The following is a 12,655-nucleotide window of genomic DNA, read 5'->3' as shown; positions in this document are numbered from 1 at the left end:
GGAGGTGATTAGTATGACACTGAACCTATTCTTTTTAACGATTACTATTACACGCCGCCCGTTAACAGCCGAAGAAATCGAGCATGAGAGGCGTTTACATGAAATCGAAGAAGAAATCATGGATCGAAAATACGAATTTTATCGTATGTTTTAATCACAAACAAAAATACCAATGGAAAGGTGTGAAGAATATGTTTCAAGGAATGTCATTTACGGTGATTACATGGTTAAAGGTGGAGAAAGATTCCACCTAAATGAGCAAGCTGTTGGTTAGGAGGGATTTTGTTTGATTATGCTTCGAATCATCATTCTTCCTATGCGCGTATGGCGTAGTAAAGGAAGATGATAAGAATAAAAAAGACAGACAAGACAATGTCCGCCTTGTCTGTCTTTTATTTTGTTTTCTTTTCTTTTTCGGCCCGGAAAAATTCATGAAATATCTTCATCAATGCTCTTTTCTCAATACGAGATACATAGCTTCGGGAAATTCCCAATTCTTTTGCGATTTCCCGCTGTGTTTTTTCCTTTTGCAAATCAAGGCCAAACCGCCCCACAATTACTTCTCGTTCCCGGTCATCCAAAATATCGATGTATTCTTTGATTTTTTCAAGCTCCATATTAAGTTGAATCGTATCAATCACATCATCTGACTCAGATTTCAGAACATCAATCAAGCTAATCTCGTTACCCTCTTTATCTTGGCCGATTGGATCATGAAGTGATACATCTTTTTTTGTTTTCTTCAAGGCACGCAAATGCATCAAAATCTCGTTTTCGATACATCTGGCCGCATATGTTGCTAGTTTCGTTCCCTTTCCCTGCGAGTAACTTTCAATCGCTTTAATCAATCCGATCGTACCAATGGAAATTAAGTCTTCTGAATCTTCGCCCGTGTTTTCAAATTTTTTGACGATATGGGCAACCAAACGCAAATTATGTTCAATGAGCAAGTTTCTTGCTTCTAAGTCGCCCTGCTCCATCAACAGTAAGTATTTTTTTTCTTCACTCGCAGAAAGGGGTTGTGGAAAAGCATTGTTTTTCACATAAGACACTAAGAAAATGAGCTCTTTGATCAAGTAACTTAATCCTGTAACGAATGCGGACATGTCCTCACCTCCGGGTTTTATCTCTAAATCCAAACCCTAACCCGTACTTTATTCATATGCCCATGTTTGCTTGACTGTGTCTGTACCACAAAAAAAGACCTGCTTTTGCAGGTCAAGAATGTGCTCACTGTTTATTGATCGGTTCATTAGGAACAATCAAAATCTCAACGCGCCGGTTTTTTAACCTTCCGTTATCGGTAGAGTTACTGGCAATCGGTTTATATTCTCCATAGCCTTTGGCACTAAACAGGGCAGGGTTTAAATTTTTATTTTCCAATAGTACTTTCATGAAATTAACTGCACGCATGACGCTTAAGTCCCAGTTTGAGTCAAAACGGCCGTTACGAATCGGTACGTTATCGGTATGCCCGCTTATGATGATGTTCTTTGGAGTTTCCATAACGAGCAATTGGGAAATTTCCTTTGCAAGCTGATGATCTGCTGGTCGAACTTCGGCAATGCCGGAATCGAATAATACATTATCTAAAATTGTGATAAGCAGCCCTTCATCTGTTAAGGTTGTTTTTAATTTTCCCGTTAATTGCCGGTCTTTTATATAATGGTTGACTTTGTCTTGAATTTCTTGGAGAGACTTTTTCTCCGCATCCGCCATCTGCCCATTTTTTTGCTCTTGATTGAGTGAGAGCGGCTGTTCAGGAGGAATGGGACTTGGGTACTCTAAAACACCTGTTCCTCCATTTAGGGATGAACTAAATGCATTTGCCATTTGTTTGAATTTAACGGCATCTAAGCTGCTCATGGAAAACAAAACGATGAATAAGGCCAATAAAAGCGTTAGTAAATCCGCGTATGGGATGAGCCATGACTCGTCAACATGTTCTTCATGATCTTTATGCTGATGCTTTTTCTTCATTTTTCACTTCACCTTCAGCAAAGTATTTTTGACGCTCATGTACGGGTAAAAAAGAAGTAAGCTTGCGTTCAATTACGTTTGGCGCTTGACCTTCCACAATTGATAGAACGCCTTCTACCATAATGTAGCGGATTTTTACTTCGTGCTTCGATTTCCGTTTTAATTTGTTGGCAAAAGGGTGCCATAATACATAACCGCTAAAGATTCCAAATAACGTGGCAACGAATGCTGAGCTAATGGCATGACCAAGTGCTTCAATGTTGTTCATGTCTGACAGAGCTGCAATGAGCCCTACAACGGCGCCTAAAACCCCTAGAGTAGGGGCATATGTGCCCGCTTGGGCGAAAATGGCAGCACCTGTTTGATGACGTTCCTCCATAGCTGCAATTTCTTCGGTCATGATATCACGGATAAATTCTTGGGTTTGACCATCTACAGCCAATTCCAGACCATTTCTCAAAAAGGAATCTTCGATAGTTGAAACCTGGCTTTCTAATGCTAACAATCCTTCTCTGCGAGCAACAGTGGCCAAATCAACAAATAAAGGGATTAATTCTTCTACATTCGATGTTTTGTCCTCTTTAAATAAAATCCCGAAGAGCTTTGAGATGTTTTTAATATCTCGAGTTGGAAATGCAATCGTAACAGCCGCTATCGTACCTACAAAAATAATGAGTAGGGCCGGAACGTTAAGTAAAACAGTTGGATTGACCCCTTTTAAAATCATTCCGACGAAAATGGCAATGATTCCTAAAATAAGGCCTAATAAGGAAGTTTTGTCCATACAATCACCCTGAAAAGTATATTTTAAAGGAAAAAGGATTTACCTATACCATTTTATCGACAAATTCCTTATGATTTTTATGATCATCCGCACAATTTTTTTGAAACTTTATTGAACGCAAGGGAGAAGAGAGCATCGTGGGGAATCGGCTTTTAATATTCGTAACAAGAATTATTATGTTTTTAGTGTTGATTGCGAAAGTGATAAAAGAAGGGGGTTCGATGAAAAATCTTTCTCGCCTCTGATGGCAGGGATAAAGGATCTATCTTTAATGTACCCTGCATCTTTTGAAAGCAGAGGGGACGTTTTTGCCAACATTGTTACTGTATCATGGCAAATCTGTAAAGGGATTTTGTTTGCAGGCGGACAGAAGCCTATACCATTTTGGCAGGCTTACATAAGGTAGTAGTAAATAAGCATATGAGGGGGGACTTTCATGTATCCATATGGTTATCCAGCTTATGGCCCGTATGGAGGGGGAGGCTACAGCCGTGGGTACGGTGTCTGGATTGCAGTTATCATCGTATTGTTTATTTTACTCGTAATATTTGGCGCCTTTTATTGCTATCGCAACTATTTCTGTTAAAATATAAAAAGCTCATGGTATCCATGAGCTTTTTATATTTTATACTTTTTTGAGTCTAAACGTTCCGACCATCAGAAAAGCAAGAATGATAATTAAAAACATGAAAAATTGCTGGGGCAAATAAGGAATACCTAAATAGTTTAAAGTTAATATACAGCCGGCTGCTGTAATGGGTAGCCCTGTGAAGTATCCGTTATTTTCCGAAATATTAAACCTTGCCAGTCTTAATGCTCCGCAGGCAATATAGAAAATGGTGAACAGGGCACCTGGTGCACCGTATTCAAAGAGTATGCCTTGATAAAGCAATAGAGCAGGCGCAATACCAAATGAGATAATATCGCACATCGAGTCCAGCTGTTTTCCAAGTTCAGATTCAATATTTAGTTTTCTTGCTGTCATCCCATCAAAGCGGTCAGCTAATGCCGCTAAAAAAATTAATAAGACACTTAGTTTAAGGTTATCTTTTAGTATAAAAAGAATTGCGAAAGCTCCTAAACTTAGATTTAATAGAGTTAATGCGTTTGCAGCTTGTGTTTTTACTTTTTTGACAGTATGGTCTAAGTATTCTAATAAAAACATTCTCTTCACTCCTTTGTAGAGAATGGGATGCACATGTTTCAAAGTGTATATTTATTGTAGACGTAAAGATTACGTTAGTAAAGAGTTATCGAACAATTGGAGGGAAAATTTCTTGTTTGAACGGATATATCAAATCTTTATTGAATTAACAAACCATGCTTTGTTTTCAAAGCTGCTGCAAAAATTTTCAACGTCCCGTGCAAGTGCAGTGCTACTATCATCATATGCACGAGTTTACAAAATTAATCAATCAGAAATGGCGGATAACCTTAAAAATTATGAAAATTTACAACAACTATTTATTAGGCAACTAAAAGAGGGAGTACGCCCAATTGATCAAACGCTAAACGGAGTTGTAAGCCCGGTAGATGCTGTAATTGAAGAGTATGGCTACATAGACCCGGCAAAAGAAATGAAAGTAAAAGGAAAGGTCTATTCGATCGAGGAGATGGTTGGCAATGATAAACTGTTAGAAAAGTATATTGGAGGACTGTTTATGATCTTCTATTTAAGTCCTCGCGATTATCATCGTATCCACAGTCCGCTAAGTGGAACCATAACAAATATGTGGACGCTCGGAAACAGATCGTATCCCGTTAACAAGTGGGGAATGAAGTACGGAAAGGATCCGCTAACTAAAAATTATCGAAAACTGACAGAATTGCTCCATCCATATGGGAATATGCTAATGGTCAAAGTAGGGGCGATGTTTATTAATAGCATTGAAAGAACCCATGAAGGTGAAAGTGTAACAAAGGGTGACGAAATGGCCTATTTTACGTTCGGCTCCACCGTCGTTCTTCTATTTGAAAAAGGTACATTTATCTTGAATCCCAACATTGAAAAAGAACAGCCAGTCAAAGTTGGTCAGCTTATTGGTGTATTAAAAGAGAAATAGTTAAGGCTAGATTTAAGAGGATAATTTAATCTCAAGTTTCAATGCTCTTCGTTCCATTTCTTTCTCGATTAATTGAATAAATTCAGGATTCAGCTTTAATTCTGTCGCTTTTAAATATGATTCCATTAAGAGCTTGTCAGATAGTCTTTGCATACGAGCCGCCTTACAAAAAGGCTCTCACCTCCGATATCTTTTTCGTTTGTCCCATTTTCGCTGGCAGGAAGAACTCCTCTTTTTTAAGCTGGAACGATTGTCTGTAAGAACATTTCGGTTCAAATAGCCGCTATGAGGGAAAGTTTGTTTTATATGGTTCTATTTTTAAGGGAACAATCATATGATGAATATTTGGTTACCCATAATCTACCATGAAATAAAAAATGGAACAACCGTTCTGTTATCCACAAGAAGCAGTGGATAAATTGTGGGTATTTTGTTTATAATTACCTTTAAATGTTGGGAAGTAACTTGGGAAAGTGTGAATAAAGTTATCCACAAAATGGAATATTAAGTGATTTTGTCGAAAGTTTTGCATAATTTACCAAAAAGCGCCTGGATTTTTGGGAATAAGATAATTTTTTTGAGTAAGAACAAGATACGAGTCGTTTTTTTTAGTTTTTTGTTGGAAAATGGAGAACTAACGTTATAATTGTGTATTGTGCATCCAGTATTCATAAAGTTAAATTTAACCTTATTTTATTATTAGAGGTGTGACATAGGTGTTAAAACTTTTTTTACCGAATCAACATGTAAAAAGCATTTTTCATATTACGCCGCAAATGTTAAAGGAAAGAGGAGTAAAAGGAATTGTGACGGATCTTGATAATACATTAGTAGAATGGGACCGTCCTGAGGCTACTCCCCAGCTTATAGAATGGTTTAAAGAAATGAAAGAACACGGCATTCAAGTAACAATCGTTTCTAATAATGTAGAGAAGAGGGTGAAGCTTTTTTCAGATCCATTGGGGATTCCCTTTATTTTCAAAGCGAGAAAGCCAATGGGAAAAGCTTTCCGTAAAGCGTTAAGCCTTATGAATTTGCGAAATGAAGAGATTGTAGTAATCGGCGATCAGCTGCTCACGGATGTGCTGGGGGGAAACCGTCTTGGATTGTACACAATTTTGGTTGTTCCCGTCGCCCAAACGGACGGCTTAGTTACACGCTTTAATCGGAAAATGGAACGCAGGATCTTAACTTGGATGAAACGAAAAGGCATGATTAATTGGGAGGAATAAATTCGTGAGTGAACAAAAATTGCAATGTGTAGGATGCGGGGTAGCCATTCAAACAGAACAGCCTGATGAAATGGGCTATGCTCCTCAATCTGCATTGGACAAAGACGTTATCATTTGCCAGCGCTGCTTCCGTCTGAAACATTATAATGAAATCCAAGATGTTTCGTTAACAGATGATGATTTCCTGAAAATTCTAAATGGTATTGGACAATCTGACGCTCTTGTGGTGAAAATTGTTGATATTTTTGATTTTAATGGAAGTTGGCTTCCTGGGTTACATCGCTTTGTAGGAAGCAATAATGTCATTTTGGTCGGAAATAAAGTGGATTTATTACCGAAATCCGTAAAAAAAACTAAATTAATCAATTGGATGAAAAAAGAAGCTAAAGATCTTGGTCTTAAACCAACTGATGTTCATCTAATCAGCGCGTCCAAAGGACAGGGCATTAAAGAGCTTGCAGCAGCAATGGATGCGTATCGATTCGGAAAAGATGTATATATTGTCGGTTGTACAAATGTAGGGAAATCGACTTTCATTAATGCATTAATCAAAGAGTTCAGCGGAGAAAAAGATGTGGTTACAACGTCTCAATATCCGGGAACGACTCTTGATTTAATCGGGATTCCGCTTGACGACGATGCTGTTTTATATGATACACCTGGTATTATTAATCATCATCAAATGGCTCATTTTGTGGATAAACGTGACCTGAAGATCATTTCGCCTAAAAAAGAGATCAAACCAAAAGTGTATCAGTTAAACGAACAGCAAACTTTGTTTTTTGGGGGATTGGCCCGCCTTGATTATGTAAGCGGTGGAAGACGGGCTTTGACCTGCTATATTTCCAATGACTTAATGATTCATCGTACAAAATTAGAGAAAGCTGATGAGTTATATAAAAATCATGTTGGAGAACTATTGCAGCCCCCAAGACAAGAGCAGTTAGATGAGTTTCCGGAACTTGTAGCACATGAGTTCACCATTAAACAAGGAAAAAATGACATTGTTTTCTCCGGCTTAGGTTGGATCACCGTAAATGAACCAGGTGCAAAAGTGGTAGCCTATGCTCCGAAAGGCGTGGGCGTGTTCGTTAGAGATTCCCTTATTTAAAAAGGATGGACATACTGAGGGATGGGGAAAACGGCCGCCGAGTAATGTGGGGCGGTGCGTGGCTTTTATGGACGCGGATTTTCTCAATGAATGAAAGGGAGATATCCCTTGTAAGGGACTAGCGCGTACATGGAAGAAGTAAATAATTATACGAGAGTGAATCGGAAGGGATTTCCCTTTTTGGCTCACTCTCTCTTCAATTCGTAAAGGGGGAGCAGCAGATGAAAAAACTATATGGGGTTATTGGTTATCCGGTCGGCCATTCGATGTCACCTACTATGCACAACGATGCTTTTGGACGTTTAAACATGGAGGCTTATTATCACGCTTTTGAAATAGTACCTGAAAAGTTTGCGGCAGCAGTGGAAGGATTAAAAGCAGTTGATATATCCGGCTTCAATGTAACGGTGCCTTATAAAGTGAAAATCATGGATTTTTTAGATGAAGTGGATCCTTTAGCAAAGGCGATTGGGGCGGTAAATACTGTCGTCAATGAAAATGGGCGTTTTATTGGATATAATACAGATGGAGAGGGATATGTGACGTCCCTGCTGCAAGCACTGAATGAAGCCGACTTGAAGAAGAGGCGTGTATTGATAATCGGAGCGGGGGGAGCAGCAAGAGCGATTTATTTTACTCTCGCTACTTATAAAGATGCACCACACCAGATTGATCTTTGCAACAGAACAGCGGAAAAAGCAAAAGACTTAATAGCAGATAATCCCGCTTCTGCTGTCTCAGCGGCTCTTTCAATCGAAGAAGCGGAAGCCTCGCTGCAGCAATATGATATCATTGTCAATACAACATCTGTCGGGATGCACCCTCATATAGAAAACACCCCTTTGCAGCTTCATCATGTAAGAAAAGGTGCTCTCGTAAGTGACATCATTTATAACCCTCTTGAAACGAGGCTATTAAAAGATGCAAAAAATCAAGGGGCGTTTATCCAGAATGGAATTGGAATGTTTGTTATGCAAGGGGCATTGGCTTTTGAGAAATGGACAGGTAAACGCCCGGATATAAAAGCTATGGAAGCAATTGTATTAAGCAGATTGCAAAATCAAAAAGATAAGTAATAAGATGGAGGAATACAATGTTAACTGGTAAACAAAAACGTTTTTTACGCTCGCAGGCACACCACTTAACCCCTGTTTTTCAAGTTGGGAAAGGCGGAGTCAACGAGAACATGGTAAAGCAAATTGAAGATGTGCTAGAAGCGCGTGAACTGATTAAAGTAAGTGTGCTGCAAAACTGTGAAGAAGATCGTTATACAGTAGCTGAGGAACTTAGTGAAGGTGCGAAGGCTGAGCTTGTGCAGGTAATTGGAAACACCATTGTTTTATATAAAGAATCACGTGAAAATAAACAAATCGTTCTTCCTAATTAATCAACAAAGGAGACGGAGATTGTTGAAGAAAATCGGCATTCTAGGCGGTACGTTTAATCCACCTCATATCGGACATTTAATTATGGCAAATGAAGTACAGGATGCTTTGAAATTAGATGAGATCTGGTTCATGCCTACATATGTACCTCCTCACAAAGCAACTGATATATGGACACAACCGTTTCATCGTTTAAAAATGATTGAGGTCGCTATTGTGGGTCATCCCTCTTTTTCTATTCAACGTATTGAATTTGAAAGACGGGGGAAGTCATACACATATGAAACGATGAAAATTTTACGTGAACAATATCCGAATTCGGATTTTCACTTTATCATCGGGGCAGATATGATTGAAAGCTTATCTGAATGGCATCGTATCGATGAGCTGTTGCATTTAGTCACCTTTGTAGGAGTAAATCGCCCTGGCTATAGCAGGCAATCTCCTTATCCGATTTTACAGGTAGAGGCCCCAACGATTGATTTATCTTCGTCGCTTATTCGAGAGAAAATAAAAAAGGGGCAAACGATTCGGTATTTAGTCCCTGATGAAGTGGAAAAATATATAGAGGAGAATCATTTATATGGATCGTGAGAGAGCATTAGCCATTGTAAAAGAGAAGTTAACGGAACATCGATATATTCACACCATCGGCGTTATGGAAACAGCCATTGAACTGGCCAAACGGTACGGGGCGGATGTAAAGAAAGCAGAATTGGCGGCTATTTTCCACGACTATGCAAAATTTCGCTCCAAAGAAGAGATGAGGGAAATTATTATCGACCAAAACATGGCCCAAGACCTGCTCGTTCATAACACTGAATTATGGCATGCCCCGGTAGGAGCTTACTTAGTTGAAAAAGAAGCGGGTGTGACAAATTCAGAAGTATTAAATGCCATTCGTTATCATACGTCAGGGCGTCCCAATATGACACTTTTGGAAAAAATTATATATGTGGCTGATTATATTGAACCAGGAAGAATCTTTCCCGGTGTTCAAGAGGTAAGGGAGCTTGCCAAACAGGATTTAGACAAGGCATTAGTACAGTCTCTGAAAAATACGATTACATTTTTATTGAAAAAAAACCAGGCGGTTTATCCGGATACCATTTTTACATATAACAGCTTAGTTACAGGAGGTAAATAGATGCAAGAGCATGAACTGTTACCATTGGTTGTCCAAGCGGCAGATGATAAAAGAGCAGAAGATATGATTGTATTGGACATGAAGGGAATTTCGTTAATTTCGGATTATTTCTTAATTTGTCACGGGAATTCCGATAAGCAAGTTCAGGCAATCGCCCGTGAAATTAAAGAACGTGCAAATGAAAAGGGGATTCAGGTAAAACGATTGGAAGGGTTCGATGAAGCCCGCTGGGTACTTGTTGATTTGGGAAATGTTATAGCGCACGTGTTTCATAAGGATGAACGCTCTTATTATAATCTTGAAAGGCTATGGGGAGACGCGCCTGCAGTGGATGTTCAAGAAGTGTTGAATCAATGAGTTATGGACGGTTTGCTTATGTGTACGATCGCTTAATGGCCGATGTTCCATATGATGAGTGGGTAAGATATGTCAGAAGGGAATTAGAGCGTATTGGCTTACATCAGCCGAAGATATTAGATGTTGCATGCGGAACAGGGCAAGTCACCGTTCGTTTAGCGAAAGAAGGATACGAAGTAACAGGCATCGACTTGTCCGATGATATGTTAATGGTTGCACAAGAGAGGGCGCGTCAGGAAGGTTTGTCTATTCCTTTATTTCAGCAAAATATGGCAGAACTTGAATTGGGGGAACAGTTTGATTGTGTCGGGATTTTTTGTGATTCATTAAACTATTTGCGTTCCCCTGAAGAAGTGAAGCGAACTTTTTCTTCCGTTTATCGACATCTAAAGCCGGGAGGATTATTTGTATTTGATATTCATTCCCTTTATAAAATAGACTTTATCTTTGCCGAAGAGACGTTTGCCTATACAGGGGAAGAAGTTTCGTATATTTGGGAGTGTTTCCGTGGGGAGGACGAGCATTCCGTTGAGCATGAATTAACTTTTTTTGTACAAGATGATACAGGTCGTTACGAGCGTTTTGATGAGTGTCATCAACAGCGTACATTCCCGATTGGGACATATGAAAAGTGGCTGCGGGATGCAGGGTTCGATCATGTAAGCGTCACAGCGGATTTTTCAGAAAATCCACCGGCGAATACAAGCCAGCGTCTATTTTTTTCATCTATTAAGAATGGCTAAACAAAAAAGAAGGAGGGTGTCCCAAAAAGTACAAAAACCGTACTTTAGGACACCCTCTTCTTGAATAAGTATGAATTTTTTTAGGAAGCAGGACAATCAGCTCTTGTTGTCAAAATAGATACATAATGCCTATATATTGAATTGTTGGCCTACCTTCTCGATATCCTCATAATACTTTGCGTGTGTTTGCTGGAACACATGCTCGAATAAGTTTCCAAGCTCCGCTTCCAATACTTTAATCCCTTCCCCGGTTACTCCGCCTTTTACACAAACCTTCTCTTGTAAGGTAGGGAGGGTAAAGATCTCTTTTTCAAGCAGTTTTCCCATTCCTATAACCATTTGACTTGCAAGCTCTATTGCCTTTTCCTTTGAAATATTTGTTTCACTTACTGCCGCTGAGACGAATTTTTGCAAGAGAAAGCTGAGAAAAGCAGGACCGCAGCTGACGATATCAGATGCAATTCTTGTAATAGAATGATCGATTAATACAGGATGGGAAATAGCCGAAAATAGCTCGTATAACACTTGCTGATAATCCCTGCTACAGCTTTCTCCATAAGTGAATAATGAAACGCCCGCTAAGGCGCGGTTTGTAATGCTTGGTATGATACGGGCAACTTGACAGTTCACGACACTCTCAAGTTGTTCCACTGAAATTGGACTTGTTATTGATACAATACATTGAGCAAACTGTAAATCATTTTTTAATTGTATTAAAAGGGGGTGAATATCCAATGGTTTTACACAGAGAAAGATAATATTCGAGTGTTGCACCACTTCCTTCGCGTTTTGGGCTACTTTGACCGAGGGATGTTGGGCTTGAATATCATAGGCCTTTTCAATCGTCCGGTTTGTGACAATCATGTTAGCTGGCTGTACTGCTTTTGATTCAATGAATGCCTCGATTAATATTCTCCCCATGTTTCCTGTTCCGATAAGCCCTATGTTCACTATTTCATCCCCTCCTTTATAAAAGATTCTCCCCTAAACGATATGAGTCCGATGAAGATTTTATGATTATGATTTATGAGAAAGGGGTTCATCTATTGACGTTATCAAAAAAACAAATTGGAATGATGGCATCTGGTTTGGCGGTGATTGTATTGACCTTATTTTGGTTTTTTAAACAAGAAGATTCTTCAGAAAATATGTCCTCTATAAATGAACTGGAAGAAATGGTGGAGACAAAAGAGGAGGGGAGATTTCCTGCCGAAAAGAAAAGCAGGGAGTCACAAAGTGCCTCACTCTCGATAGTGGTGGATGTCAAAGGAGCGGTTCAAACACCAGGTGTATATGAAATGAAAGAAGGAAGCCGGGTAAAAGATGCAGTGATGTCAGCAGGAGGATTTATAAAAGAGGCGGATATAAATCAAGTTAATCTAGCGGGAAAGCTAAAAGATGAAATGGTCATCTATATTCCTAAATTAGGGGAAATGCCGGCTTTACCTGCTGCCCCTCTTCAGGTGGAAGAGAATGCTGAGCTCGTTAATATCAATGCAGCTTCAAGTGAACAATTACAATCATTACCGGGAATCGGTCCATCTAAGGCTGAAGCCATTATCGCCTATCGTGAAGAGAAAGGGGGATTTCAAAAAGCGGAAGATTTAATGAATGTGTCGGGAATTGGGGAGAAGTCATTCGAAAAGATTAAAGAACATGTCACCATTCAGTAATATGTGTGAAAAAAGATGAATATTGACGATATTTGATTATAACCGCTACACTAAAAAGAAAAGCGGAGAAAGCCTGTTTAAGCCGATAGGGCGTTGGAGCGTTCTCCCGGGGAACCGCTCTTTGGTGCCGTGGGAGAAAGTGAAACGACCGTACGGCTTGGTTTTCGCAGCTGGACAGTG

Annotated in this window: 18 protein-coding genes; 12 read left to right on the top strand and 6 right to left on the bottom strand. The window is 39.4% G+C overall.

Annotated features, from left to right (window positions below; genetic code table 11):
• Nucleotides 1-13: 13 nt before the first annotated feature.
• Complete coding sequence (locus ACFOU2_RS05555; protein ID WP_377912988.1) at nucleotides 14-154, top strand: YrzI family small protein; 141 nt, start codon at nucleotides 14-16, stop codon at nucleotides 152-154.
• Nucleotides 155-392: 238 nt separating this feature from the next.
• Here ACFOU2_RS05555 and sigK read toward each other — a convergent pair whose 3' ends face one another.
• From sigK to motA, 3 genes are all read right to left on the bottom strand, one after another.
• Complete coding sequence (gene sigK / locus ACFOU2_RS05550; protein ID WP_377912986.1) at nucleotides 393-1,106, bottom strand: RNA polymerase sporulation sigma factor SigK; 714 nt, start codon at nucleotides 1,104-1,106, stop codon at nucleotides 393-395.
• Nucleotides 1,107-1,230: 124 nt separating this feature from the next.
• Nucleotides 1,231-1,980: a flagellar motor protein MotB gene (motB, locus tag ACFOU2_RS05545; RefSeq protein ID WP_377912984.1), complete on the bottom strand. Its 750-nt coding sequence runs from the start codon at nucleotides 1,978-1,980 to the stop codon at nucleotides 1,231-1,233.
• Nucleotides 1,958-2,764: a flagellar motor stator protein MotA gene (gene motA / locus ACFOU2_RS05540; protein WP_377912982.1), complete on the bottom strand. Its 807-nt coding sequence runs from the start codon at nucleotides 2,762-2,764 to the stop codon at nucleotides 1,958-1,960. The genes motB and motA overlap by 23 nt, the downstream gene beginning before the upstream one ends.
• 436 nt (nucleotides 2,765-3,200) lie before the next feature.
• Between motA and ACFOU2_RS05535 the strand changes: the two genes are divergently transcribed.
• Nucleotides 3,201-3,350 (top strand): sporulation protein YjcZ, encoded by a 150-nt coding sequence (locus tag ACFOU2_RS05535; protein WP_377912980.1) that lies wholly within the window; start codon nucleotides 3,201-3,203, stop codon nucleotides 3,348-3,350.
• A 39-nt stretch (nucleotides 3,351-3,389) separates the two neighbouring features.
• Here the strand turns inward: ACFOU2_RS05535 and pssA are convergent, their stop codons facing one another.
• Nucleotides 3,390-3,929 (bottom strand): CDP-diacylglycerol--serine O-phosphatidyltransferase, encoded by a 540-nt coding sequence (pssA, locus tag ACFOU2_RS05530; protein ID WP_377912978.1) that lies wholly within the window; start codon nucleotides 3,927-3,929, stop codon nucleotides 3,390-3,392.
• A gap of 112 nt (nucleotides 3,930-4,041) precedes the next feature.
• On the opposite strand from pssA, the gene ACFOU2_RS05525 reads away from it, so the two are divergent.
• Nucleotides 4,042-4,827 carry a phosphatidylserine decarboxylase gene (locus ACFOU2_RS05525; protein WP_377912976.1) on the top strand — a complete coding sequence of 262 codons (786 nt, stop codon included), beginning with the start codon at nucleotides 4,042-4,044 and terminating at the stop codon, nucleotides 4,825-4,827.
• A 12-nt stretch (nucleotides 4,828-4,839) separates the two neighbouring features.
• Here the strand turns inward: ACFOU2_RS05525 and sda are convergent, their stop codons facing one another.
• Entirely contained in the window at nucleotides 4,840-4,980 is a 141-nt protein-coding gene (sda, locus tag ACFOU2_RS05520; RefSeq protein ID WP_377912974.1) for a sporulation histidine kinase inhibitor Sda, read from the bottom strand.
• Between the two features lie 563 nt (nucleotides 4,981-5,543).
• Between sda and ACFOU2_RS05515 the strand changes: the two genes are divergently transcribed.
• From ACFOU2_RS05515 to ACFOU2_RS05480, 8 genes are all read left to right on the top strand, one after another.
• Nucleotides 5,544-6,059, top strand: coding sequence for a YqeG family HAD IIIA-type phosphatase (locus tag ACFOU2_RS05515; RefSeq protein WP_377912972.1), 516 nt, complete (start codon nucleotides 5,544-5,546; stop codon nucleotides 6,057-6,059).
• A 4-nt stretch (nucleotides 6,060-6,063) separates the two neighbouring features.
• Nucleotides 6,064-7,170 (top strand): ribosome biogenesis GTPase YqeH, encoded by a 1,107-nt coding sequence (gene yqeH / locus ACFOU2_RS05510; RefSeq protein WP_377912970.1) that lies wholly within the window; start codon nucleotides 6,064-6,066, stop codon nucleotides 7,168-7,170.
• A gap of 221 nt (nucleotides 7,171-7,391) precedes the next feature.
• Nucleotides 7,392-8,246: a shikimate dehydrogenase gene (gene aroE / locus ACFOU2_RS05505; protein WP_377912968.1), complete on the top strand. Its 855-nt coding sequence runs from the start codon at nucleotides 7,392-7,394 to the stop codon at nucleotides 8,244-8,246.
• Between the two features lie 17 nt (nucleotides 8,247-8,263).
• Nucleotides 8,264-8,557 carry a ribosome assembly RNA-binding protein YhbY gene (gene yhbY / locus ACFOU2_RS05500; RefSeq protein WP_377912966.1) on the top strand — a complete coding sequence of 98 codons (294 nt, stop codon included), beginning with the start codon at nucleotides 8,264-8,266 and terminating at the stop codon, nucleotides 8,555-8,557.
• 22 nt (nucleotides 8,558-8,579) lie between these two features.
• Nucleotides 8,580-9,149 (top strand): nicotinate-nucleotide adenylyltransferase, encoded by a 570-nt coding sequence (locus ACFOU2_RS05495; RefSeq protein ID WP_377913598.1) that lies wholly within the window; start codon nucleotides 8,580-8,582, stop codon nucleotides 9,147-9,149.
• A complete protein-coding gene (yqeK, locus tag ACFOU2_RS05490; protein ID WP_377912964.1) occupies nucleotides 9,139-9,702 on the top strand; it encodes a bis(5'-nucleosyl)-tetraphosphatase (symmetrical) YqeK in 564 nt (187 codons plus the stop codon). The genes ACFOU2_RS05495 and yqeK overlap by 11 nt, the downstream gene beginning before the upstream one ends.
• Nucleotides 9,703-10,059: a ribosome silencing factor gene (rsfS, locus tag ACFOU2_RS05485; protein WP_377912962.1), complete on the top strand. Its 357-nt coding sequence runs from the start codon at nucleotides 9,703-9,705 to the stop codon at nucleotides 10,057-10,059. It begins immediately after the preceding gene.
• A complete protein-coding gene (locus tag ACFOU2_RS05480) occupies nucleotides 10,056-10,802 on the top strand; it encodes a class I SAM-dependent DNA methyltransferase (RefSeq protein WP_377912960.1) in 747 nt (248 codons plus the stop codon). The genes rsfS and ACFOU2_RS05480 overlap by 4 nt, the downstream gene beginning before the upstream one ends.
• A 129-nt stretch (nucleotides 10,803-10,931) precedes the next feature.
• Here ACFOU2_RS05480 and comER read toward each other — a convergent pair whose 3' ends face one another.
• Entirely contained in the window at nucleotides 10,932-11,753 is an 822-nt protein-coding gene (gene comER, locus ACFOU2_RS05475) for a late competence protein ComER (RefSeq protein WP_377912958.1), read from the bottom strand.
• A gap of 95 nt (nucleotides 11,754-11,848) precedes the next feature.
• On the opposite strand from comER, the gene ACFOU2_RS05470 reads away from it, so the two are divergent.
• Nucleotides 11,849-12,475, top strand: coding sequence for a helix-hairpin-helix domain-containing protein (locus tag ACFOU2_RS05470; protein WP_377912956.1), 627 nt, complete (start codon nucleotides 11,849-11,851; stop codon nucleotides 12,473-12,475).
• The last annotated feature ends 180 nt before the right edge of the window (nucleotides 12,476-12,655 follow it).

Source organism: Bacillus songklensis (genome assembly GCF_042649685.1).
Classification (GTDB): Bacteria; Bacillota; Bacilli; order Bacillales; family Bacillaceae_H; genus Bacillus_BA; species Bacillus_BA songklensis.
Note: the sequence above shows the minus strand (reverse complement) of the source record. Positions and strands in the feature narration are given on the sequence as shown.

Excerpts from the sequence above, each read along its gene's own strand:
- sda (WP_377912974.1), bottom strand. The coding sequence starts at position 4,980 with ATGCAAAGACTATCTGACAAGCTCTTAATGGAATCATATTTAAAAGCG.
- motB (WP_377912984.1), bottom strand. The coding sequence starts at position 1,980 with ATGAAGAAAAAGCATCAGCATAAAGATCATGAAGAACATGTTGACGAG.
- yhbY (WP_377912966.1), top strand. The coding sequence starts at position 8,264 with ATGTTAACTGGTAAACAAAAACGTTTTTTACGCTCGCAGGCACACCAC.
- sigK (WP_377912986.1), bottom strand. The coding sequence starts at position 1,106 with ATGTCCGCATTCGTTACAGGATTAAGTTACTTGATCAAAGAGCTCATT.
- motA (WP_377912982.1), bottom strand. The coding sequence starts at position 2,764 with ATGGACAAAACTTCCTTATTAGGCCTTATTTTAGGAATCATTGCCATT.
- rsfS (WP_377912962.1), top strand. The coding sequence starts at position 9,703 with ATGCAAGAGCATGAACTGTTACCATTGGTTGTCCAAGCGGCAGATGAT.
- ACFOU2_RS05480 (WP_377912960.1), top strand. The coding sequence starts at position 10,056 with ATGAGTTATGGACGGTTTGCTTATGTGTACGATCGCTTAATGGCCGAT.
- ACFOU2_RS05555 (WP_377912988.1), top strand. The coding sequence starts at position 14 with ATGACACTGAACCTATTCTTTTTAACGATTACTATTACACGCCGCCCG.
- pssA (WP_377912978.1), bottom strand. The coding sequence starts at position 3,929 with ATGTTTTTATTAGAATACTTAGACCATACTGTCAAAAAAGTAAAAACA.
- ACFOU2_RS05535 (WP_377912980.1), top strand. The coding sequence starts at position 3,201 with ATGTATCCATATGGTTATCCAGCTTATGGCCCGTATGGAGGGGGAGGC.
- yqeK (WP_377912964.1), top strand. The coding sequence starts at position 9,139 with ATGGATCGTGAGAGAGCATTAGCCATTGTAAAAGAGAAGTTAACGGAA.
- aroE (WP_377912968.1), top strand. The coding sequence starts at position 7,392 with ATGAAAAAACTATATGGGGTTATTGGTTATCCGGTCGGCCATTCGATG.